Source organism: Microcoleus sp. A006_D1, assembly GCF_036702805.1.
Classification (GTDB): Bacteria; Cyanobacteriota; Cyanobacteriia; order Cyanobacteriales; family Microcoleaceae; genus Microcoleus.
The window spans coordinates 142,618-166,773 of the sequence record NZ_JAUBVZ010000005.1 but is presented as its reverse complement, the minus strand read 5'-3'; the positions used below and the strand labels follow the sequence as shown (position 1 = coordinate 166,773).

Here is a 24,156-nt window from a genome sequence, read left to right as displayed (position 1 = left end):
ATCATAACGCATAATTTTGCCGCGATTCGTCATGCCAGCGGCAGAGTTTTAATCGTAATTTATTAACGCAAAACTTATAATTTCTTAACTGAAAACTTACCAGATCAAATGAATTTTGCGATCGCGGATACAGCGTGAAATTGGGGTAAGGTGCACACCCTAAATACTGGTGCTTGCTAAGCACACCCTAAATACTGGTGCTTGCTAAGCACACCCTACAGACTCAGCATTAGGGGCGGTTTTTACTACCTGCTGGACGGTTCTCACGACACTAGACTAGGTTGACGCTCTTTGTAAATTTCTGTTACATTTATTTACATAAAGCAACAAAACTTTAAGGAAACAACAAAAATGACTATTGTAATCGCTCTATTAATCGTCGGCTGGGCCGCAGCAGCTTTAATTGGTACTCAAGCATATTTCCTGGGCGAACAGTCCAAGCCCATTCACGATCGCAATTGGAACGATGAATCTTTTGAACAACTGGCAAAATCGGTGACTGGAACAGAAATTGATTACAGTGTTCGCGTTCCAGGGTACAGCATGGATGCTTATACCAGCCGCATGATGGGCAATTCGTAATATTCAGTAGCACGCTTAAATATTTTCACTAACAGGCAAGATGCCTGTCCCACAAGCAGATTTATTTTTGTGGAACAGGCAAGATGCCTGTTCCTAATTTTTCAATAACAGGCAAGATGCCTGTCCCACAAGCAGATTTATTTTTGTGGAACAGGCATCTTGCCTGTTCCTAAATGCAGCTACAAACTCTTACCTACTAGCGCGGGGAGAGAGTCTTTTTTGCGAAACTGCAAAGCGTTATTTACGCAGTCGATCGCAATTGTGTCACCTTCGACAAACGCATTTTCCAGAATCTTGTTAGCCAGCGGGTTTTCCAGCTCCCGCTGGATGGCGCGTTTCAAGGGACGAGCGCCGTAAACCGGGTCGTAACCGACATCTGTGATATGGTTTTTCGCCGCATCTGACAGTTCCAAAGTGATTTTTTGTTCCGCCAACAACCGCTCGATCCGCTTGACTTGAATGGTGACGATTTGCCGCAGTTCGATCTTGCTCAACGTGTGGAACAAAATGATCTCGTCCACGCGATTGAGAAATTCTGGCCGAAAGTGCGATCGCAACGAAGTCATCACCCGTTTCAACATTTGTTCGTATTCTTCGTCAGTCTCCCGTTCTTGAGTCAATGATTTTTCATTGTCAGACTTGTTTTCAGATTTACTTTCAAGCTTAATTTCAATCTTACTTTCCGTCTTACCTTCACTGTCAATATCAACTCGCTGGGCTGAAACCTCGACAGTACCGTCATCAGCAACTTTATAATCAGTCTTGGGAATTGATACCTCCTTCGGTTCGTGCTTGCGAGTTGCGGGTTTTTTGGCAGTTTTTTCCTTCTTCGCAAACACCTCTAAAATGTGGTCGCTGCCGATATTGCTAGTCATCACAATTACGGTATTTCTAAAGTCAACCACTCGACCTTGAGAGTCGGTAATTCTGCCGTCATCCAACACTTGCAGCAAAATGTTAAATACATCCGGGTGCGCTTTTTCTACTTCGTCAAATAGCACCACGGAATAAGGATGTCTCCGCACTGCTTCGGAAAGTTGTCCGCCTTCGTCGTAGCCGACGTATCCAGGGGGAGCTCCGACTAATCGGGAGACGCTGTGCTTCTCCATATATTCCGACATATCGATGCGGACGATCGCATCATCGCTGTCAAACAAGAACTCAGCCAACGCCCGCGCTAACTCGGTTTTACCGACGCCTGTGGGGCCCATAAACAAGAAAGAGCCGATCGGTCTACCGGGATCTTTCATCCCAGCCCGCGCCCGCCGGATCGCCGCAGCAACCGCCGTTACAGCCTCCTCTTGACCGATGACTTTCTTGTGCAAATGGCTTTCCAATTGCAGCAATTTTTGGCGTTCCGATTCTAACAACCGATTCACCGGAATTCCCGTCCATTTCGCCACAATTTCCGCAATATCGCCCTCAGTAACTTTTTCCCGCAGCAGCGAAGAACCTTGAGCTTGCTGTTTCAAAAGATCCGCTTCCTTGGCTTCGCGATCGCGCACCGCAGTCTCCAACTTACCGTATTTCAACTGCGCGGCTTTATTCAGATCGTAAGCTCTTTCGGCTTGTTCGATTTGCACTCGCAGTTGGTCTTCTTCTGCTTTCAATTTATTGATGCCATCCAATAACTGCTTTTCGCCCAGCCACTGAGACGACAATTTTTCCTGCTTGACTTTTAAAATGTCAATCTCAGTTTTGATGCGTTCGATGCGGGGGCCGATTCCCGGGGCTTGAGCACCTTTACCCTCGCCTTCGATCGACAATTTTTCCATTTCCAACTGCATCACCCGGCGGTCGATCCCTTCCAATTCCACGGGTTTAGAGGTAATTTCCATTTTTAAATGGGCGGCCGCTTCATCTACCAGGTCGATCGCCTTATCCGGCAAAAAGCGATCGGAAATATAGCGGAAAGACAGAGTTGCAGCAGCTACCAGGGCCGAATCAGTAATTTTTACCCCGTGGTGGCGTTCGTAACGGTCTTTCAATCCGCGCAAAATCGAAACAGTATCTTCAACGCTGGGTTCGCCGACAAATACTTGTTGAAATCGGCGTTCCAAGGCAGGATCTTTTTCAATATTCTTGCGAAATTCATCGAGAGTTGTCGCGCCGATGCAGCGCAATTCGCCGCGGGCTAACATCGGTTTTAACAAATTTCCCGCATCCATTCCCGAACCGGAACTACCGCCGCCGCCAGTCCCAACAACGGTGTGCAATTCGTCAATAAATAGGACGATTTGCCCGTCAGAATCGATGACTTCGCGCAGGACAGAACGCAACCGTTCTTCAAATTCACCTCGGAATTTTGCCCCAGCAATTAAACTGCCCATGTCGAGGCTAAATAGCTGGCGGTTTTTCAAAGATTCGGGTACGTCGCCGTTGACAATTCGCTGGGCTAAACCTTCGGCGATCGCAGTTTTTCCGACTCCGGGATCGCCAATTAAGACCGGATTGTTTTTTTGGCGACGGGAAAGAACTTGCACGACACGGCGAATTTCCTCGTCGCGGCCGATTACTGGGTCGAGTTTGCCTGCTTTGGCTGCTTCTGTCAAATCGCGCCCGTATTTGCTGAGGGCGTCGGAGTTGGCGTCGGGATTTTGGGTTTGGGTTTGGGTTTGGTTTGGGCTTTGGTTTGGCTTTTGGTCTTGGACTTTGCTACTAGCGCGAATTGATTTGATTGCTTCATCGAGTTTCGGGCGATCGATCGTCCCTGGGGCCGGTTTGCGATCGTAACCGGGGCGGCCCGGTGGGCCGTCACCTTTTGTCAGCAAGCGCCGACCAACTCGTTCGTCTTCTAGCAAGCCTATTAATAAATGTTCAACGGCGATAAAATTATCTTGCCAAGTCTGTCTGGCAGACTCAGCAGCATCTAACATCACTTCTAAGCCGCGGCCGAGGTATAGTTGGTCAGCGTTGGCAACTTTGGGCTGTCGTTTGGCAAAAGCATCTAACTGTTGCGCCAAGCGGGGGACATCGACTCCAGCTTTGCTGAGAATGCTGTTTGCTAGGGCTTGCTGTTCCAGAATGGCGATCGCTAAATGTTCAACCTCTAGCTGCTGATTGGCAAAGCGGCGGGCTACATCCTGGGATTTGACTATCGCTTCCCAGGCTTGATCTGTAAATTTGCTAGGGTCTGTTGGCTGCACGTTGGTTCCTCACAATCAAGGGGATTCCTGTTGTTATCCGTTAATATATCGTCTCACAACCATCATAATCTTTAAACACGATGTGTGAATCTATGAGTGCGGTTAACACAGCGGAAGTTGTCACATAATTGACCTCTTGCAATATCTGCAAGCCCGCAATCCCTGGCGGTTTTTTGTGCAGTCTGACCGGATAGGGCGATCGAACTTATGAAAATATTCTCACAATTAATGTTTTTTGTAACTGAGATTTATGCTATTTCCCACTTACCAATTTTTAGTATTTTTCCTAATTATTTTTAGCGCAATCCTCTCTTTGAAGCCCCAAGTCGATTTGTATAAAATTGTCTTGCTAATTTCCAGTTTATTATTTTATTGCTTTTGGAGTTTCGACTTTCTCTGTGTGCTAGTTTTAGGTACTGTTTACAATTATATCATTCTCCGAGCTGTCTGCCACGGCAGATATCAAAAACTCGCCTTAATCTCCGGCCTAATTTTCAACATTGCCAATCTCGGCATCTTTAAATACTGCAACTTTTTTGTAACTTCCTTATTTGAGGTATTAAACCAGCTAAAGATTCCCGCCAGCTTTCAAGTTTTGCAAATCATCGCCCCCGTCGGCGTATCCTTCTACACATTTAGAATGATTTCCCATTTAATCGACTGCTACCAGCAAAAAATCCCCTGTCCAAAATTTGTAGACTACGCCACCTACATTACCTACTTCCCTCAAATTGCTTCCGGGCCAATCTCGCGGGCTGGCGAATTTTACCCGCAGCTAAATTCACCTAAAAAATACGATTATCAAATCGAAGAAGTTCTAGTTTTGATTTTGTCTGGACTCTTCAAAAAATATACTTTATCCAGCTTTTTGTTTAACTTCACTCAACTACCCTTCAAAGTCCCGCAGCAATACAGCAGCATCGATTTAATCCTGGCGGCAATTTCCTATTCCTGTTTAATTTATGTAGATTTCAGCGGCTACTCGGATTTAGCTAACGGCATCTCTTGCTTGCTGGGTTTTAAACCGATCGCCAACTTTAATATGCCATACCGATCGCTCAGCTTGCAAGAATTTTGGAAAAGGTGGCACATCAGTCTTTCCGAGTGGTTGAGGGATTACGTTTACTTTCCCTTAGGCGGTAACAAATGCGGCAAGTTGCGGAAGTACGTAAATTTACTGATGACAATGGCGATCGGCGGATTTTGGCACGGCGCAGGTTTAAACTTCATTGTCTGGGGAGCAATTCACGGTTTAGGATTGGTTGTCAACCATTTATGTAAAGACATCCCCCAAGCAATCCGCTGGAAAATAGACGATCCCTTTCCCCGATTTGCACAATTTTGTAGTTGGTTGTTAACATTCACTTTTCTTACCTGTAGCTGGGTATTTTTCGGCACACCCAACTGGGAAACTGCGATGAGGTTTTTTCAAGGAATATTCCGTTTTTCTGCTGCAACTGTTCAATTCAACTTTTGGCAATTGTATCTAGTCATGGGAGTCATTGGCGCAATCAACCTGTGGGGCGAGATCATTTCTCAACTATTGCAAACAGTATTTTCCTTAAAAAACATTTTCGTTAGGGTTGTCTTAGTTTCGCTGTTCGTGTATGCTATTTTGATGTTGGGGCCGAGTACCGTCCCACCTTTTATATACTTTAATTTCTAAGAAAGATGAGAGATAGAGAAATTTTGCTGATCGTTACCTCTGTAATTCTCACTTTAATATTTTCCAACTTATCCTTATTTCTGAAAAGCTTTTCTTCAACTCCATTCGCCAGTCCCGAAATCAAACAAGCAGCGCGCCAAATTGAATTAGACAGTTTCAGGAAATCCGAACAAGATTTTTGGAGCAAAATCAAAGATATTAACTTCGATAGCATCCCCAAAAAAACAGAAACTTCTCCTATCAAAACCGCAAAAAAATCGGCATTTGTACCCCAAACAACTGCCAAAAAAACAACTCCAGCTAAACCAAAACTAACCATACCTTATCGCAAATTTTTATTTATTGGCGATTCCGTAATGTTCGACTTAGGAACTCAACTCCAGTACACTCTTAAGGAAAAATACAATATCGGCGATACAAAAATTGACTACAAAGTATCGAGCGGCTTAAATCGGATAGATTATTATGATTGGTATGCGAGAACCAGCGAGATTATTAAGGATTATCGACCGGATGTAGTGATAATTTTGTTCGGAGGAAATGATACTCAAGATATCACTGATTCTCAAGGAAAATACCGGGCAATTTTGACACCAGAATGGCAAAAAGCTTATCAAGAAAGAGTAGATAGATATGCCAAGTTACTTGGCTCGTCTTCCGTGAGAAAAGTGTACTGGGTAGGTCAATCAATCTCTAACAAATCTTCCTATATCAAAGCTTTTCCCATCATGAACGATATTTATAAAAATGCGAGCAAATCTTCAGCAAAAATAGAATTTATTTCAACTTGGGATACGTTTGCAGAAGCAGGTAAATTTGTTCCAGTAGTTGCTGATAAATCGGGGAAGCGAGGCTATGTAAAAATTTATGACGGCGTGCATTTTACCTCCCACGGAGCTCAAATTATTAGCGACATCATCGTTGACGAAATGGCGAAGGATAAAGTCTTAAAGGTTCCTAAGAATAAACCATAAAATTTAATAACTGGTTCCCATTGGGAGTCAGAAACTGGGTTTCTTCACTAAATCTTCGTGAGGATGCCAAAATTATCGCAGAAACCCGATTTCTTGGATTAGACCTCTTGCAAAAATAACTAGGACGGGCAAGATGCCCATCCCACAAAAAACATTTTTTCTTGTGGAACGGGCATCTTGCCCGTTCCAAAATTTGATTAAAAGGACTTTTGCAAGAGGTCTACTATGGGCAAACTCGATCTTATTCTTCAATATTACTTGTTGGCTGGCTTACTTCCTCTGCTTTAACTTCAAAGTTAATTCGTTCATAAATCTCTCTCAGTGGCATTTGAAATTCTACGGATTCTAGGAGTAATAGAGATTCCTCTGAATCATATTCTGTTAATTCCCATTTCCCGTTAGAGTTTTTGGCAAATTGCTCAATGTGATAGCTATATTTATCTACTAAAATGTATTCCTGAAATTCAGGGATTGAGCGATAGGCGAGAAATTTACCACCGCGATCGTAGTCTTTGGTTGAATTCGATAAAACCTCGACGATTAGCAGAGGATTTGTAACAATTGTTTTGTTACTTGCTTGATAGACTGGTTCTCCTTGAATGACCATGATATCGGGATAGACGTAGCGGCGAGTTAGGGGTATCCACAGGCGCAGATCATTGATAAATGTCTCGTAATCTTGACCATTCACACTGAAGGGGAATTTTCGGCAAAAATTCAGTGCAATTTTATTGTGGTTTGCTGTTCCGCCTGTCATGGGTATGATTTCTCCATCATGATATTCACTTTTGTCGATCGCACTTTCTTCTAATGCGAGATATTCCTCCGGGGTGTAGTGGCGTTTTTCGGTTGGTGGTTGCTTGGCGATTGCTGGTTTTTCTTGGGTTTGCATAGTCGTTCCCTTCTGCTCTGAAGTGATTTTATGATAACAGCGATCGTGTGGAGCCTCAGAAACCGGGTTTCTTGGCAAAATCTCGTGAGGATGCCAAAAATATCGCAGAAACCCGGTTTCTTGGATTAGTCGAGTGGATTTTCCAGTTGAACTAATTCAACTTTATATCCATCTGGATCTTGTGCAAAAGCAATGACAGTTGAACCATGTTTCATCGGGCCGGGTTCGCGAATAACTGTACCACCGCGGGCTTTAATTTCTTCGCAAGTACCGTAAATGTCATCAACGCCGATCGCAATATGACCGTAAGCATCCCCCAAATTGTACTCTGCGACGCCCCAGTTGTATGTTAATTCCAAAACTGTAGTATCGGACATATCGCCGTAGCCCACAAAAGCCAGAGTAAATTTACCATCTGGATAGTCCTTTTGCCGCAGCAATTTCATTCCGAGCACTTCGGTGTAAAATTTGAGGGACTCTTCCAGGTTAACGACTCGGAGCATCGTGTGTAGTAGTTGCATTTAGCTCACTCCAAATTTTTAAGCTTTCTCCAATTTTAGCGATATCTTACTGGAAAAAACCGCGCCCGCAAATTTTACCTAGTTTTAGTTTGCTTTTTACTGAACAAAAACCACCAGAGTTCTAAACCAATTAATGTCAATCCGCCTGCTGTTACGCCAATTCTTAAACTTAACGGCTGTTCGATATGCCGAAATAGAGCGGTTGAATTTGCAGGATGAGTTGATGTTTGATTTGCTCGAACTCCTGATGCAATTGCGAGCATAATCCCTAAACTTCCGACGCTTCCTAAGATTTGACGCTGGCTAAACATTTCTAAAATTACTCCTAATTTATACAATAGATTTGGGTTGAAAATTCCGCAAACGCAAAGCATTAGTTACTACAGAAAGCGAACTGAAAGCCATTGCTCCCCCGGCGATAATTGGATTGAGCAGCCAGCCCAAAATTGGGTACAAAATCCCGGCCGCGATCGGTATTCCGGCGATGTTATAAATAAAGGCAAAAAACAGATTTTCGCGGATGTTCCGCATGGTGGCGCGTGACAGTTGAATTGCTGTAACTATGCCTTGCAAATCTCCTGAAATTAAGGTAATGTCGCTGGCTGCGATCGCCACATCTGTGCCGGTGCCGATCGCAATTCCCACATCTGCTAAGGCCAAAGCCGGTGCATCATTAATCCCGTCTCCCACCATCGCGACAATTTTCCCTTCCCTTTGCAGGGCTTGGATTTGAGCTGCTTTTTGGTCTGGTCTAACTCCGGCAAAAACGCGAGTAATACCGACAGAAAGGGCGATCGACTCCGCAGTCGCGCGGTTGTCCCCAGTCAGCATCGCCACCTCCAAACCGAGTTTTTGCAATGCTTTCACCGCCCGCGCTGACGACGGTTTCAGGGCATCGGCAATGCCCAGAATTGCCTCAATTTTGCCCTCTACAGCCATCCAAACCACCGTTTTGCTCGCAGCTTCCAAAGCTCGCGCGCGCAGTTCCAGATATTCAGTATCGCAGCCTAGTTCCTGCATCCATCTGAGTGTTCCCAGGGCGATCGACTTTCCCCCTAAAACGCCTCGCACGCCGCTTCCTGCGATCGCCTCAAAATCCTGAACATCAGTCAACTTTACCTCTTGAGATTGAGCGTACCTCACCACAGCTTCCCCCACAGGATGCTCCGAATTTCGCTCTACAGAAGCCGCCAATTGCAGCAACTTTAACTCATTGCTGCCGGCAGTTCCTTTAATTGTCACAAAATCAGTTACAGTCGGCTTACCTTCCGTGAGTGTTCCCGTTTTATCTAACACAATAATTTGAATTTTATGTGCTAATTCTAAACTCTCTGCTCCTTTAATTAAAATCCCATTTTCGGCACCTTTACCTGTGCCAACCATCACAGCAGTCGGAGTCGCCAAACCCAAAGCACAGGGACAGGCAATAATCAGCACTTCCACCATTGTCACCGTTGCCAAAGTGAAGTTTCCTGTCGCGTTAAACCAGATAATAAAAGTAGCTAAAGCGATGGCAATTACTACGGGAACAAACCAACCAGTTACTTGGTCTGCTAACTTTTGAATCGGTGCTTTTGACCCCTGGGCCTCCTGCACCATCTTGACAATTTGAGCTAAAAATGTATCTTTGCCAACCCTGGTAGTGCGAAACTTGAAGCTGCCAGTTTTGTTAATTGTGGCTCCGATCACTTCGTCGCCAAGCTGCTTTTTAGCGGGCAAACTTTCTCCCGTAACCATTGCTTCGTCTACCGTCGAAGAGCCTTCAATTACCTCTCCGTCAACGGGGATTTGCTCGCCAGGGCGCACCTGCACGATGTCGCCAATTTCCACTTGGGCGATCGGCATTTCTAACTCTTCTCCGTTGCGAATTATCCGAGCAGTTTTTGCTTGTAAACCCATCAGTTTGCGAATCGCTTCCGAAGTCTCTCCCTTCGCCCGATTTTCTAGGGTTTTCCCCAACAAAATTAAGGCGACAACGCTGGCGGCAACTTCGTAGTAAACGCTGGGAGTCAAACCTTGGGCGGTGAATAAACCGGGAAAAAATGTCACAAATACCGAATAAAAGTAAGCAGCACTCGTACCCAAAGCAATCAGCGTATCCATTGTCGCGACGCGCCGTTTTAGGGATTTCCAAGCTCCTACATAAAACGATTTGCCGCACCAAAATTGTACGGGTGATGTCAGGACTAATTGCAGCCAATAATTGTGCAGCCATGCGGGGATGAATGGCAGGTGCAAGCCAGTCATCGCTGGAATACCACCCACAAATAGCAGGATGCTGATGATACCGGCTGTCCAGAGTTTTCGCTGCAAGTTTTGAGATGCGGATTTGCGATCGGCTTTTTCTGCATCATCTTCCGTAGCCATTTCTTGCAGCGGCAAAGCTTCGTATCCAGCCGCATCAACAGCCGATTGAATTGTTGCTAAATTGGTTTGCTTCGAGTCATATTGGATGGTTGCTTGTTCCATCCCAAAATTGACGCTGCACTCAATGACGCCGGGAACAGATTGGATTGCTTGTTCGATAGAGGAAGCACAAGAAGCACAACTCATGCCCCGCAATTTAAGTGTAAGATTGTCCATAAATGCACTCCTAAATTAGACAATTACCTTTTGCGTTTAACTGACAGGATAGCCAGCAGATGCGATCGCTTTCCTAACTTCACTTTCCGGCTTAGCTGTTTGAATCGTGACCAGTTTTGTCTTGAGATCCACCTCAACAGTGGCTGCTGAGTCAATGGATTGGACTGCTTTTGCGATCGTATTCGCACAAGCAGAACAAGCCATCTTGGGAACTTTTAACTCTAGAGTCATAATTGGAACCTCAGCAGAAACTACTCTGCTCAATTAATGAATTAACTTCATTGTAAAGCCTCCAGTTAGCAGGAGAGTCAAGGGGGAATTCCGAACTAATTCTTAAGTTTTACTGTAACTCATGCTTTATTTGACCGGCGGCACAGCAATATTGGTTGACAAGTCAGAATCCATAATTTCATCCTAATTTCACTTATATGTGAGAAAGTGAATAAAGATGGCAATTTTAAGGATAAAAAATCTATGAAATCAATTTCATTAAAAACAGGCTTTGCAGCGCTGACATTGACCGCCACAGCCGTTTTAACCAGTGGAGTGCTTGCAGCTTGTTCAAAAGCTCCCACAAGCCAAACTCAAGCCCCAAATGTTACCGCAGCAACTGAAGCGAACAACAAGCAAGACGCGGCACAAGGCGGCATGGGTGGCATGGGTGGCATGAATCATAATATGTCAATGGATTTAGGCCCTGCGGATGCCGACTACGATTTGCGATTTATTGATGGCATGACAGTACACCATCAAGGTGCTGTAAACATGGCTAAAGAGGTGCTGAATAAATCCAAACGCCCGGAAATGAAAAAACTAGCAAATGAGATGATTGCCGCTCAAAACCGCGAAATCAATCAAATGAAAGAGTGGCGAAAAACTTGGTATGCCAAAGCCGACAATACGCCAATGGCTTATCATGCTCAAATGGGTCACATGATGGCAATGACTCCTGAACAAATGCAAAACATGATGATGAGCATGGATTTAGGCGCTGCTGACGACCAATTTGACCTGCGATTTCTGAATGCGATGATTCCCCACCACGAAGGAGCTTTAGTCATGGCTGAAGATGCTTTGAAAAAGTCAAAACGGCCGGAAATGAAGAAATTATCTGAAGAGATTCTGACTTCGCAAAAGCAAGAAATTCAGCAAATGAAAGAGTGGCGCAAAGCTTGGTACAAACAGTAGTGACGGGCTGGATAAATTAATCGCAATATCTGTAGGGGCGGGTTCACCAACAATATGTAATTCCCACAAATAATCTTGATAAACCCGCCCTCACACCACAGATAACATCAGTCTTGGACGCATCAAGACCAAAGAAACCGGGTTTTTTATTTAATCTGTAGGCTACAGCGCGTATTTTCGTAAAAAAACCCGGTTTCTGACCACCCGTGCGTAAGTAATTTATCGTTTGGTGGGGGCTGGTTTTTGAGATTGTCGATTATTAGTAGGTATTGTTAGTGAACCCGCCCCTACAGAAACGATGTTTATTTAACCTATTTCATCCTGATTTCATATTTATCTGCCAAACTGAACTGTGAGTTCAGATTCGCCCCAACTCAATCATGCCCCCAATAAAGCTCTACCGCATTTCTGGGTTAATTATCAGCCTCGCATTCCTAGCTTCTCCCGCTGCCGTTTTCGCCCACGCTGGGCACGGAAATGAATTTCACCAAAGCGGCGAAACAACTCCAACTCCTGCTGCTATTTCTGTGGATGCCGAAACAGCAAAACGGTTGGGAATTAAAGTTTCTCCTGCCGCCCGCCAGCGATTAGATATCGGCATCAAAACCACAGGACAAATTGAAACTTTACCCAACCAAAAGGTAGAAGTGACTGCTCCGGTGGCTGGCAAAGTGGTAGAGTTGCTAGTTAAGCCCGGGGACAAAGTATCAAAAGGTCAACCGGTTGCTGTTTTGTCGAGTTCAGAATTAGGACAGTTGCGGGTTGAATCTCTCTCGAAACAAGCGGAAGCTGAGGCGGATTTGCAGCAAGCGCAAGGCGATTTGAAACTAGCCACAGAAAATTACGATCGCCTAATTAAAATAGCTGAAGCTGAAATAGCACAAGCGAGAACTCAATTAGCAGCAACAACTAAACAGTACGAGCAAGAGCAAGAATTAGTCAATAAGCGTTCTGTTGTCAAAGTTGCTAAGGAAAATTATCAGCGTCAGATTGAAATATCGCAAGCAGAGATAGCGCGGGCGGAAACTGAACTGACTGTGGCTAAAGAACAGTTCGATCGCGACAAAGAATTAGTGGCATCAGGGGCGATCGCGCGGCGTACAATGCTAGAGTCGCAATCCCACTTCGCGGAAGCCAAAGCCAATGTTGCGAAGGCAAAAAGCCGTCCCGAAGTTATCAAAGCCGAAACCGAAATTAAACAAGCCGAAGTAGACCTGCCAATGCGAGAATTGCGCGATTCCCAAGGCAAAGTAGGAGAAGCAAAAGCTCAACTCACCAGAGCTTTGAGCCGCCGGGAAGTGTTGGAAGCCGAGAATCAGGTCAAACGCGGCAAAACTGCCGTGCAAGTCGCTCGATCGCGCATTCGTTTAGCCGATGCAGCCTATCAAGCGCGACTGCAACAATTAGGGACTGTTGCGAATGACCGAGGACTTGTCACCGTAATTGCTCCGATTTCTGGCACGGTAGCCGATCGCGAAATCACCCCAGGAGAGTCTGTAAACGCCGAAAAACCGTTGATGAGCATCTTAAATGACAGCCGCGTTTTTGCCACCGCCAACATCTACGAAAAAGACTTGAATCAGGTAAAACAAGGCCAGGAAGTCAGGGTAAAAGTTGCTAATTGGCCCGATCGCACTTTCACAGGAAAAATCACCTTAATTGGCTCATCCGTGCAAGGAGAAACGCGGGTTGTACCGGTGAAAGCAGAACTAGATAATAGTAACGGGGAATTAAAGCCCGGACTGTTTGCTGAGTTGGAAATTTTAACCGAAAAAACTGCCACAAATATTTTAGCAATTCCGAGTACAGCGGTAGTGGATGTCAGCGGTAAAAAAACCGTTTACGTTCAAAATGGCGATGCCTATCAAGCTGTTGACATTGAAATCGGTCAAACTGCGGGGGATTTAGTTGAAGTTAAAAGCGGTTTATTCGATGGAGATTTGATTGTTACCCAGCGCGCACCTCAACTTTACGCACAATCGTTGCGGGGCGGCAGCAAGCCGTCAACAAGCGAGGAAAAGAAAGAGGCAACTCCCAAAGCAACAGAGGTTAATTTTAATAATTTACCCGTGCCTTTGTGGGCGGGAATCGGGGGAGGATTGGCGATCGCATCCTTGACTTTCACCGCCGGGCTATTGTGGGGAAATCGGCGCAAATTGCCAACAATAGCAGCATCTCAAAGTCATGCCAACAATGGTTTTTCCACCTCTGAACCCATGTTGCACGATGAATTTGTACAAAATGACAACCATCACGTTAAAAATGAAGATGCGGAAATTAAGATAGTCAATAACAAATAACAAATAACTAATAACCAATAACTAATAACCAATAACTAATAAAATGTTCAGCACAATTCTGAGATGGGTAATAAACCGCCGCTGGCTAGTCGTTCTCGCCACAATTATTGTTAGTCTTTGGACATTATATATCGTCCCCCAAATGTCCCTTGATGTCTTCCCGCCTTTTGCACCCCCGCAGGTAGAAATTCAGACAGAAGCACCGGGCCTCGCACCGGAAGAAATCGAGTCTTTAGTAACACTGCCGATCGAGAGTGCGATCAATGGAACTCCAGGGGTGACAGCAGTGCGATCATCTTCCGCTGTTGGCCTTTCTGCGATTAAGGTAATCTTTGATTGGGGAACAGAAATTTATCAAGCACGACAGTTAATAACCGAACGATTGCAGCAAGCTCAAAGCAAACTCCCCACAGGAGTAGAAACACCGCAAATTTCTCCGACAACTTCTCCAGTCGGGCTGGTAATTACCTATGCTTTTACATCAGAAACTACTCCTTTGATGGAAGTGCGCCGTCTGGTTGATTGGCAAGTCACAAATCGCCTTTTGGCAGTGACTGGCGTTGCTCAAGTGGTGGCTTACGGCGGCGATCAGAGGCAGTATCAAGTATTAGTAGAACCTGCCAAGTTGAAAGCTTTTAATGTGTCGTTGCAGCAAGTTGCCGAAGCGGCGCAGGCTGCGAATGTTAACGCGCCGGGGGGGTATTTAATTACGCCGGATAAAGAAACTTTAATTCGGGGGGTGGGCAGGATTGAGTCTGTGGAAGATTTGCAGCAATCGGCGATCGCATCTCGGCAAGGAACGCCCGTCAGAATTGGTGATGTCGCCGATGTCAAGATTGGTGCTGCAATCAAGCGGGGGGACGGCAGTTTTAACGGCAAAAAAGCTGTGATTGTGATGGTAAATAGGCAGCCAGTTGCTGATACTCCGACGGTAACTAAAGCGGTTGAGGCGGCAATGGCTGAGGTGCAGCAAGCTCTGCCCAAGGATATTAAAGTTACTGTGACTTTCCGGCAGGAAGAGTATATCAACTCTTCGGTGGAAAATGTGCGATCGGCTTTAGTGGAAGGTAGCATCATTGTCACCATCATCCTAATCCCGTTTTTGATGAATTGGCGCACTCTGACGGTGGTTTTGCTCGATTTCTTCCTAACTTGGCTGTTTGGGCTGCTGGCGATGTATTGGCTGGGGCTGGGATTGAATACGATGACTTTGGGGGGGTTGTCGGTGGCGATCGGAACTGCGATCGATGATGCGATCGTCTATGCCGAAAATACCTACCGCAATTTGAGAGAAAACACGGCTTCTGGGCATCCGCGCCCGGTGATGGATGTGATTTTTGATGGCAGTCAGGAGGTGCGCGATTCGTTAATTGGAGCGACGGTAATTGGGATTGTGGTATTTTCGCCAATTTTTACTTTGCCCGGTGTAGAAGGGCGAATTTTTACGCCGATGGGGATTACTTATTTGGTGGTTGTGGTGATTTCTAGTCTGGAATCGCTGTTAATATCTCCCGCCCTTTGTGCTATTTTGTTGCCGAGCAAACGCATGAGTGCTGAGGAACCTTGGTTGCCGAGATTTTGCAAGCGCATCTATCATTTTTTCATCCAATTGTCAATGCGCTATTCGGTGATTATTTTAGTTTTAGCTACTGCTAGTATGGTGGCTGCATTAGTTATTTTGCCTTCCTTTGGACGGGTGTTTTTGCCGGAGTTTCAGGAGCAAACTTTGGTGAATACTATTCTGCTTTATCCGGGGGTGTCTTTGGAGACGACGGATAGCGCGGCTTTTGCTATTGAAGATGCACTTAAGCAGGATACCAGGTTTGAATACGTGCAAGTGCGATCGGGCAGAGCTCCGGGCGATGCTGATGCTGCGGGAGTGAATTTAGCTCACATTGATATCGGTTTGAGTGAGGAAGGGATGAAAAATAGGTCGAAAACTTTGGAGTCGCTGCGGCAGGAATTTGCTAAATTGCCGGGAGTTGCACCAAATATCGGCGGTTTTATTTCTCACCGGATGGATGAGGTTTTGTCTGGTGTCAGAAGTCAAATTGCTGTGAAAATATTTGGCCCGGATTTGAATCAGCTTCGCAGCCTCGGCGCTCAAGTTGAAGCGCAAATGAAAACTGTTAAGGGAATTGTGGATTTGCAACTCGAACCGCAGGTACCGGTGCCACAAATTCTAATTAAGTTTAACCGCCAAGCTGCGGGTAGATACGGTTTGAAAATTGGAGAACTTTCGGAAATCATTGAGACTGCTTTGAATGGCAAAGTTGTCTCTCAAGTTTTGGAAGTACAGCAAACTTTTGATTTAGTTGTATGGTTGCAGCCAGAAGCTCGAAATAACCTAGAAACTATTCAGAATTTGTTGGTTGATACTCCCAGCGGCAATAAAATTCCCCTGGCGCAAGTTGCGACTGTTACATACGGTACTGGGCCAAATACGATTAACCGTGAGAATGTTTCGCGGTTGATTGTGGCAGCGGCTAATGCGAAAGGTAGGGATTTGCGATCGGTTGTGAATGAAATTCAAGCTAAAGTTAAACGAGAGGTGCAGTTGCCTTTTGGCTATTTTATTCAGTACGGCGGTCAATTTGAGGCGGAACAAAGGGCTTCGCAGAATATTATGGTGTTTAGCGCGATCGCCTTTTTGGTAATTACAGTATTGATGTACTTGTCCGTCAAGTCAATTGCTTCAACTGCGATGATTATGATTAATTTGCCCCTCGGCTTAGTTGGAGGAGTAATTGCTGTAGCTTTGACTGGCGGTATAATTTCCGTCGCTTCCCTGGTTGGCTTTGTCACATTATTCGGCGTAGCTACCCGCAACGGCTTGCTGTTAGTAGACAACTATAACTCTAAATTTGCCGAAGGAATGCCCTTTAAAGAAGCTATTGTCAAAGGCTCGATGGAACGGCTCAACGCCATCCTGATGACTGCTTTAACTTCTGCCTTGGGTTTAGCACCTTTAGTCTTAGAAGGCGGCCCGGGGAAAGAAATTTTGCAACCTTTGTCGATCGTAGTTTTGGGAGGATTGTTTACTTCTACTGCCTTAACTTTGCTAGTTTTACCAGCTTTGTATGCTCAATTCGGTAGATTTTTACGACCGCAACAACCTCAGCCAGTTGTTAAAGATGGAAAAACAGTTAAAGCAGTTTTGAGCAGTGATGTTGCTAATCGCTGAATAATTTTTGATAATTTTCCTTGACGCCCTGTTTTAAAGTGTCATACTTTACAAGTAATTGTTAGCAAAAAGTAAAGCACATGAAAACCCTCAAATCAAGTTTAATTATTCTCGGCAGTGTCGGATTGCTATTTTTGGGAGCTTGCGGTAAAGGCGACGAAGCAAGCGATACAAAAATCACTCCCACACCCCCTCCTGCTGCTTCAAAACCTGCCTCTTCCGCTCCCGCGCCCGCTCCTGCTGGTGCAAAAGGAGCTAAAGGGGGTCAAGTTGTCAATGCTGGAGCTTACCATTTAGAGTTTGTACCTGAAAAACAATCTACCGGAACTCACTTAGATTTGTACCTGCAAAAAGGCGATAAAAAGGAAACAGTCGCTGATGCTAAAGTGTCCGCTCAAGTGCAGTTGCCGAATGGAAAGCAGCAAACGCTAGCCTTCAAATACGATCCGGCAGACAAACATTACACTGCTGTGTTTCCAGTCAAAGGTGCGGGTCAGTATCCTGTGAAGGTGAATGCGGATATTAAGGGAGAAAAAGTGGATGGTCGTTTTACATTCACTCAGTAAAGCGCTTATTTCCTGTTAACGCATAGGAATTTGGCTTTGAAAATTGATTGTAGAGCCGTCATTGTTCATTACTAACAAACACAGGACAAAAACAAATGAAATCTCTGAAGACAGGTTTAATCGTTGTAGGTAGTGCAGCACTGATGTTACTAGCCGCCTATAGCAATACTGTGCAGGCCACAAATGCCACTAACAAACCCGATGATTTTCTAGCACAAATTCCCGCCAAAAATAGTTCAACCGCCCCTACACTAATAGCTGGTACTGGTCATTCTAAGGAATCAAAAGGGGGGCAAGTGGTAGAATCAGGCCCTTATCATTTAGAGTTGGTGGTCGAAAAAGAAGCTGATAAAACTCATCTAGATTTCTATTTGCAAAGAGGCGACAACCACCAGACAATACCTAATGCTAAGGTAACAAGTCAAATTCAGATGCCCGATCGCACTCAAAAGACTGTTACCTTCACCTATGACCAGAAAGACCAGCACTATACAGCTTTGCTGCCTGGAAAAGTTGTCGGTCAGTATCAGATGAAGATTACTGCTGATATTAGCGGTCAAAAGGTAGATGGTCGATTTACCTTCAGTCGGTAGTTTGAGTTAAATTTAGCTGTGGAGACCCGGTTTATTTTATCAACCGGGTTTTTCTTAACTTAGAATCGAATAATTAACTTTTAAATATCTAAAATTTCATCGCTATTTCATTCCTGACAGCCAAGCTAATAAATAAGAACAACAATTAGTCAAGTTTTTAGGGAATACTGCGATGAAAAAGTTAATTTACGCTGCCGCATTTACCGTCATCCTGGCATCTAATGCCCCCGCTACTATTGCCGGAGGAGCCATGCAAAATGCTAATATTCCTCACCTTGTTGGTAGCGCTGCAACTCCTAATAAAGCTAGCTTTCAGGGTGCTACCCATCGTTTTGAGGTTCACGTTCAGGGCAGAGCTCTTTCGGAAATTGCGATCGCCCTTCCAGACGATCTCAGCATCAGCGGAGGAATTGAGGTAAAAAATCAATCCCATCAGAAAATCGAGACTCAAGTATCTGTCAAAAACCAAAAAGCCACCGTAGTTTTTGTCCAACCAGTCGCGCCTGACACTACCATCTCAATTTATATGGGCGGTATTAATGCTCCCGGTTACAGCCACAACTGGGGGTACGTGATATCTGGTAAAATTGTGGGGATAAACGCAGAGATTCCCCTGGGTAGAGTGGGCATTCAGACCTACTGAGCGAAAGTTAAAGTTAATACCAGTTATCAAAAATTCTGCAACAGTTGCATCATTTTTGATAATTGGCATGAGGTGCGTCGCTATGAGATTGTCCGTTTTTATTCATAGATTGTGGATGGCGACACACCCTAGGAATAATATTGCAATAATTATGAAAATTGGTATCAGCTTTCGCGCATTTAATTTGTTGTACATTTCTGTCATTTCAAACTATGCGTGGGGTGGGCATCTTGCCCGCCCATAACCTTAACATCTTGCCCGCCCATACGGTTAAATTCAAATGCAAAACAGGTTACTTTTATGAGAATTTTGCTAGTTGAAGACGAGCCTGATTTAGGAAAAGCGATCGATCGCACTTTGAAGCAAGAAAAATACATAGTTGACTGGGCCCAGGACGGAAATGAAGCTTGGGAATATCTAGACAGTCAGTGGACGCAATACACGCTAGCCATTTTTGACTGGTTGCTTCCGGGATTGTCGGGAATAGAATTGCTGCGAAGATTGCGCGCACAACATAGTTTTTTACCTGTTTTGATGCTGACAGCAAAAGACCGGATGGAAGATAAAGTCGCGGGCTTGGATGCCGGGGCTGACGATTATTTGGTCAAGCCGTTCGGGATGGCGGAACTGTTAGCAAGGTTGCGGGCGTTGCAAAGGCGATCGCCCCAAATTCAACCTCAACAGCTACAAATCGGCAATCTCGCCTTAGATTGCGGAAATAGAACTGCTTGTCATCTGAATCAAAACGGCACAAACCAGACAATTTCTCTGACAAACAAAGAATTTCAACTGTTAGAATATTTGATGAAACATCCGAACCAAATTGTCACCACCGACCAAATTCGGAATCAGATATGGGAAGCCAGCGCAGATACTTTTAGCAATGTAGTAGCCGCTCAAGTGCGCTTGCTGCGGCGCAAACTAGAATCAGTTGGCTGCGCGAATTTAATTGAAACTGTCCACGGCGTAGGATACCGCATGAGAAATTGAAAGAAACCCGGAGGGCGGACACGAGTACCGCCCCTAAAGAAACAGAAACTCTGCGTTTTCTGCGGTTCACAAAAAAACATCAGGCTCAACTACCAATTACCAATTCTCAATGCCCAATGCCCAATGCCCAATGCCCAATTACCAATTACCAATTACCAATTACCAATTACCAATTATGTAATGTGAATCAAAATAAACTATTTAACCGCACTCGCTGGCAATTAGCGATTTCCTACGCAGCAGTAATGGGTTTAATTTTAAGCTTGTTGGGATTTGGCGTATATAGGGCGATCGCCCACGCGCACTGGATCGCCATAGATCGTGAACTAGAATCGGTAGCGGGGACACTCCACGATAGCCTCGAAATCAAGCTACAGCAGCCCGGACGCTTGGAACCAATAGTCAATGAACTTTTGCCAAATCTTCGCGTAATTGGAGTTAATGGCGTTAAAGAACAGTTACCCGATCGCCATATTTTAAGCGCGATCAACCAAAGCTATTACTATATCCGTTTATTTAACAATTCAGGAAAATTGATTGCAACAGCAGGCGCTTATCCCGAAGCATTGCCGCCGACATTTAACTCGCAACACTGGCAAACAATCGCTGATAGCAAAGGCAATATTTATCACCAGATTTCTGTATCGCTACACACTAACACCCTGGAAGATTGGGGATATTTTCAAGTAGGGCGGAGTTTGCAAGACTTCAATGATTATCTCAGTACAGTGAGATTAATTTTGAAATTGGGATTACCTACAGCCTTAATTTTGGTGGGTTTTTCTAGTTGGTGGCTGGCGGGATTGGCAATGAAACCGATTTATTCTTCCTACCGACAAATCCAACAGTTTACAGCCGATGCTGCCCACGAATTGCGGACGCCTTTAGCGGCATCTCAAGCTACAGTAGAATCGGCGCTGTTGATGCCACAATTAGATGAGAAAGAAGCGCGGGAAATTTTGCGAACAGTCGATCGCCAAAACCGCCGACTGACTCAGTTAGTCACTGATTTGTTGTTGTTGGCGCGGATGGACTCTCAACCAAAATCCGTTAGCGAAGCCCTCGAAGAGGATCGCCCTCAGCTTTGTTGTTTGAATGACTTGGTTAGCGATTTAGTTGAGGAATTGGCTGCTTTGGCGATCGCCTCCGAGGTAGCGCTAACATCCGAAATCCGCGTACACCAGCAATTGAATGTTGTCGGAGATGCCGATCGACTTTACCGTTTAGTTACTAATTTAATTGTGAATGCCATTCAATACACTCCGGGTGGCGGAAAAGTCACAGTCATCTTAGATTGCAGTCACCAAGAGGCGATAATTCAGGTTCAAGATACCGGGATTGGGATAGCGGCGGCAGATTTAGCGCGCATATTCGATCGATTTTACCGGGTTAATAGCGATCGATCGCGTCATACAGGCGGTTCGGGACTCGGATTGGCGATCGCCCAAACCATCGCCCGCGCGCACCGCGGCAGCCTCAGCGCCCGCAGCGAATTGGGTTTCGGCAGCACCTTTCTCCTGCGGTTGCCTTTGTGAGCTACCATGTGAGGGAAACCGAATCGTCTTTTTAGGGTAATCCCTTGAGTAAAGCGTAGCGCGATCACCCAAAATCATTAAGTAGGGGCGGGTTTAGCTAATAGTTTATGAGACAAACGACAAAATGAGTGCAAAACCCGCCCTCTAAGTAGGTAACGGCAAAAAAACATAGTATCTTGTAGGGGCGGGTTTAGCTAATAATTTATGATACAAACCAGAAGATGAGTGCGAAACCCGCCCTCCCCACCTAATGTTTATTTGTCACCACCTACTTATCAGCAATCAGCAATCATCAGAGAGAAGAATTATGACAGTTTTAGAACAGGGAACAATCTCCATCCATACCGAGAATATTTTCCCGATTATCAAGAAGTCCCTATACACCGACCACGAAGTCTTCTTGCGGGAACTAATTTCTAACGCCGTCGATGCCATTGCCAAACTCAAAATGGTTTCCCGTTCCGGCGAATACAACGGCGACATGGGCGAACCACAAATCAACATTGTCATTGACAACGAAAACAAAACCCTCTCGATTACCGACAACGGCATCGGGATGACAGCCGACGAAGTAAAAAAATACATCAATCAAGTCGCCTTCTCCAGCGCCGAAGAATTTATTCAAAAATATCAAGGCAGTGGCGACGACGCAATTATCGGTCACTTTGGACTCGGTTTCTACTCATCTTTCATGGTCGCTAAGAAAGTAGACATTGACACCCTTTCTTACAAAGAAGGCTCCCAAGCAGTACACTGGTCTTGCGACGGTTCTCCCGCTTTTGAACTATCAGAATCCGCCCGCACAGAACGCGGCACTACGATTACTCTGACACTCCAAGATGAAGAACAAGAGTATGTAGAAGCTACCCGCATTAAGCAGTTAATCAAAACTTACTGCGATTTCATGCCTGTTCCCATCAAATTTGAGGGAGAGGAAATCAACAAGCACAAAGCAATCTGGCGGGAATCAGCCAGCAATTTGCAAAAAGAAGATTACTTAGAACTGTATCGCTACCTTTACCCATTCCAAGATGAACCGCTGCTTTGGGTACACCTGAATACAGATTATCCTTTCATTGTCAACGGCATTCTTTTCTTTCCCAAACTGCGGCCAGATGTCGATGTCACCCAAGGCAATATTAAGCTATTTTGCAATCAGGTTTTTGTCAGCGACCACTGCGAAGAAATTATCCCGAAATTCTTGATGCCGCTGCGGGGAGTCATTGATAGTACCGACATTCCGCTGAACGTTTCTCGCAGTTCTTTGCAAAGCAATCGCACAGTGCGGAGAATCGCTGATTATATTGCGAAAAAAGTGGGCGATCGCCTGAAAGAACTTTACCGCGACGACCGCAACGAATACATCCGCTGCTGGCAAGATATCGGCACTTTTGTCAAGTTTGGAACTCTCAACGATGACAAGTTCAAAAAGCAAGTCGAAGATATCTTAATCTACCGCAGCACTTACCAGCCAACAGCAGAAAAGCCAGAAACTGCAACGCCAGAAGTGCAGGTGCAAACTGAGGAAGGAGATTTGTGGCAAGATGTGACTCCGAAGTCGGACAAATCTACTTCGACGCAACCTTACACGACGCTGAAAGAGTATTTGGAACGCAATCAAACACGTCACGAAAATCGCGTGTTTTACTGCACGGAACCTGCGTCTCAAGCAACTTACGTCGCACTGCACAAAAGCCAAGGTTTAGAAGTGCTGTTTATGGATTCTTTCATTGACACGCACTTTATCAGTTTCTTGGAACGAGAATACTCAGATGTCAAATTCTCGCGGGTTGATTCCGACATTGACGACACGCTAATTGACAAAGAAAAAGAAGCGGAAATTGTCGATCCGGCGACTAATAAAACTCGCAGCGAACAAGTTAAAGAAATGTTCCAAAAGGCTCTTAATAAGCCGAAAGTGAACATTCGCACTGAAGCTTTGAAGTCTGACTCTGCGGAGGGGGCGCCACCTGCGATCGTCCTGTTACCGGAAGCTTTGCGCCGGATGCGGGATATGACGGCGCTTTTGCAGCAGCAAGCGGCCGAATTCCCCGAGGAACACGTTTTGCTGGTGAATACGTCTCACCCGCTGATTCAAAATCTGGCGAGTTTGAGTCAGGGTGCGATTATTCAAGGCGGCGGGGAGTCTCCGTCGGCGCAGTTGGCGAGCATGATTTGTCACCACGTTTATGACTTGGCTTTGATGGCCCAGAAGGGTTTCGATGCGGAAGGGATGCAGGATTTTGTCGAGCGCTCGAATCAAGTGTTGACAAAATTGACGGAACGTGCAGTGTAAGAACCCCCCCAACCCCCCGATGCTTTGGGGGGAGCTAGAGTTTGGTTTTTGTGGTCTCTGTCGGAAACAGCAGATTTTCTTGTACCGCCTTCACCATGCAGGCTAGAGGGGTTTTCTTGTTCCCCCCTTAACAAGGGGGGCTAGGGGGGTAGTCCGGCGTTGCTATATAATGAGAGGCTGCATCAAAAAACGGTAATCTGGAGGGCAATATGTCACGGAAATGTCAGCTAACGGGCAAGAAGGCGAATAACGGTTTTGCGGTTTCTCACTCGCACCACCGCACTCACAAGTTGCAAGAAGCAAATTTGCAGTGGAAGCGGATTTGGTGGCCACAGGAGAAGCGCTGGGTAAGATTGCACCTTTCTACGAAGGCGATTAAAACCTTGGAACACAAGGGTTTAGAAGTAATGGCGAAGAAAGCTGGTATTAACCTTTTCAAGCTTTAAATAACCTTGTTAATTGAAAAAAGGGCGATCGTGTACATTAAAAGTGCGATC

General features: G+C 45.3%; 19 protein-coding genes. 13 read left to right on the top strand and 6 right to left on the bottom strand.

Annotated features, from left to right (window positions below; translation table 11 throughout):
• Positions 1–351: 351 nt before the first annotated feature.
• A complete protein-coding gene (locus QUB68_RS11145; RefSeq protein WP_332992232.1) occupies positions 352–582 on the top strand; it encodes a photosystem II protein, Psb35-related in 231 nt (76 codons plus the stop codon).
• Positions 583–761: 179 nt separating this feature from the next.
• Here the strand turns inward: QUB68_RS11145 and QUB68_RS11140 are convergent, their stop codons facing one another.
• Entirely contained in the window at positions 762–3,728 is a 2,967-nt protein-coding gene (locus QUB68_RS11140; protein WP_332992230.1) for an ATP-dependent Clp protease ATP-binding subunit, read from the bottom strand.
• Positions 3,729–3,978: 250 nt separating this feature from the next.
• On the opposite strand from QUB68_RS11140, the gene QUB68_RS11135 reads away from it, so the two are divergent.
• Both QUB68_RS11135 and QUB68_RS11130 read left to right on the top strand, forming a co-directional pair.
• Positions 3,979–5,394, top strand: coding sequence for an MBOAT family O-acyltransferase (locus QUB68_RS11135; RefSeq protein ID WP_332992228.1), 1,416 nt, complete (start codon positions 3,979–3,981; stop codon positions 5,392–5,394).
• A 5-nt stretch (positions 5,395–5,399) separates the two neighbouring features.
• Positions 5,400–6,368 (top strand): SGNH/GDSL hydrolase family protein, encoded by a 969-nt coding sequence (locus tag QUB68_RS11130; protein WP_332992226.1) that lies wholly within the window; start codon positions 5,400–5,402, stop codon positions 6,366–6,368.
• A gap of 241 nt (positions 6,369–6,609) precedes the next feature.
• Here the strand turns inward: QUB68_RS11130 and QUB68_RS11125 are convergent, their stop codons facing one another.
• The 5 genes from QUB68_RS11125 to QUB68_RS11105 all read right to left on the bottom strand — a co-directional run bounded on the left by QUB68_RS11125 (position 6,610) and on the right by QUB68_RS11105 (position 10,595).
• Complete coding sequence (locus tag QUB68_RS11125) at positions 6,610–7,260, bottom strand: Uma2 family endonuclease (protein ID WP_332992224.1); 651 nt, start codon at positions 7,258–7,260, stop codon at positions 6,610–6,612.
• A gap of 125 nt (positions 7,261–7,385) precedes the next feature.
• Positions 7,386–7,781 (bottom strand): lactoylglutathione lyase, encoded by a 396-nt coding sequence (gene gloA, locus QUB68_RS11120; RefSeq protein ID WP_332992222.1) that lies wholly within the window; start codon positions 7,779–7,781, stop codon positions 7,386–7,388.
• 74 nt (positions 7,782–7,855) lie between these two features.
• Complete coding sequence (locus QUB68_RS11115; RefSeq protein WP_332992220.1) at positions 7,856–8,119, bottom strand: hypothetical protein; 264 nt, start codon at positions 8,117–8,119, stop codon at positions 7,856–7,858.
• Positions 8,112–10,364, bottom strand: a complete 2,253-nt coding sequence (locus QUB68_RS11110) for a heavy metal translocating P-type ATPase (protein ID WP_332992218.1) — start codon at positions 10,362–10,364, stop codon at positions 8,112–8,114. Before QUB68_RS11110 ends, QUB68_RS11115 begins: the two co-directional genes overlap by 8 nt.
• Positions 10,365–10,400: 36 nt before the next feature.
• On the bottom strand, positions 10,401–10,595 hold the full coding sequence (locus tag QUB68_RS11105; RefSeq protein WP_332992216.1) for a heavy-metal-associated domain-containing protein: 195 nt from the start codon (positions 10,593–10,595) through the stop codon (positions 10,401–10,403).
• A gap of 243 nt (positions 10,596–10,838) precedes the next feature.
• On the opposite strand from QUB68_RS11105, the gene QUB68_RS11100 reads away from it, so the two are divergent.
• The 10 genes from QUB68_RS11100 to rpmB all read left to right on the top strand — a co-directional run bounded on the left by QUB68_RS11100 (position 10,839) and on the right by rpmB (position 24,105).
• On the top strand, positions 10,839–11,552 hold the full coding sequence (locus QUB68_RS11100; protein ID WP_332992214.1) for a DUF305 domain-containing protein: 714 nt from the start codon (positions 10,839–10,841) through the stop codon (positions 11,550–11,552).
• A 380-nt stretch (positions 11,553–11,932) separates the two neighbouring features.
• Positions 11,933–13,852: an efflux RND transporter periplasmic adaptor subunit gene (locus tag QUB68_RS11095; protein ID WP_332992212.1), complete on the top strand. Its 1,920-nt coding sequence runs from the start codon at positions 11,933–11,935 to the stop codon at positions 13,850–13,852.
• A 43-nt stretch (positions 13,853–13,895) separates the two neighbouring features.
• Entirely contained in the window at positions 13,896–17,036 is a 3,141-nt protein-coding gene (locus tag QUB68_RS11090; protein ID WP_332992210.1) for an efflux RND transporter permease subunit, read from the top strand.
• A gap of 80 nt (positions 17,037–17,116) precedes the next feature.
• Positions 17,117–17,602 (top strand): hypothetical protein, encoded by a 486-nt coding sequence (locus tag QUB68_RS11085; RefSeq protein WP_332992208.1) that lies wholly within the window; start codon positions 17,117–17,119, stop codon positions 17,600–17,602.
• 95 nt (positions 17,603–17,697) lie between these two features.
• Positions 17,698–18,195 (top strand): hypothetical protein, encoded by a 498-nt coding sequence (locus QUB68_RS11080; protein WP_332992206.1) that lies wholly within the window; start codon positions 17,698–17,700, stop codon positions 18,193–18,195.
• 172 nt (positions 18,196–18,367) lie between these two features.
• On the top strand, positions 18,368–18,838 hold the full coding sequence (locus QUB68_RS11075; protein WP_332992204.1) for a DUF2808 domain-containing protein: 471 nt from the start codon (positions 18,368–18,370) through the stop codon (positions 18,836–18,838).
• Positions 18,839–19,138: 300 nt separating this feature from the next.
• Positions 19,139–19,828 carry a two-component system response regulator RppA gene (gene rppA, locus QUB68_RS11070; RefSeq protein ID WP_332992202.1) on the top strand — a complete coding sequence of 230 codons (690 nt, stop codon included), beginning with the start codon at positions 19,139–19,141 and terminating at the stop codon, positions 19,826–19,828.
• A 182-nt stretch (positions 19,829–20,010) separates the two neighbouring features.
• Positions 20,011–21,363, top strand: coding sequence for a two-component system sensor histidine kinase RppB (gene rppB, locus QUB68_RS11065; protein ID WP_332992200.1), 1,353 nt, complete (start codon positions 20,011–20,013; stop codon positions 21,361–21,363).
• Between the two features lie 307 nt (positions 21,364–21,670).
• Positions 21,671–23,659, top strand: a complete 1,989-nt coding sequence (htpG, locus tag QUB68_RS11060) for a molecular chaperone HtpG (RefSeq protein WP_332992198.1) — start codon at positions 21,671–21,673, stop codon at positions 23,657–23,659.
• Positions 23,660–23,868: 209 nt separating this feature from the next.
• Positions 23,869–24,105 carry a 50S ribosomal protein L28 gene (gene rpmB, locus QUB68_RS11055; protein WP_332992196.1) on the top strand — a complete coding sequence of 79 codons (237 nt, stop codon included), beginning with the start codon at positions 23,869–23,871 and terminating at the stop codon, positions 24,103–24,105.
• The last annotated feature ends 51 nt before the right edge of the window (positions 24,106–24,156 follow it).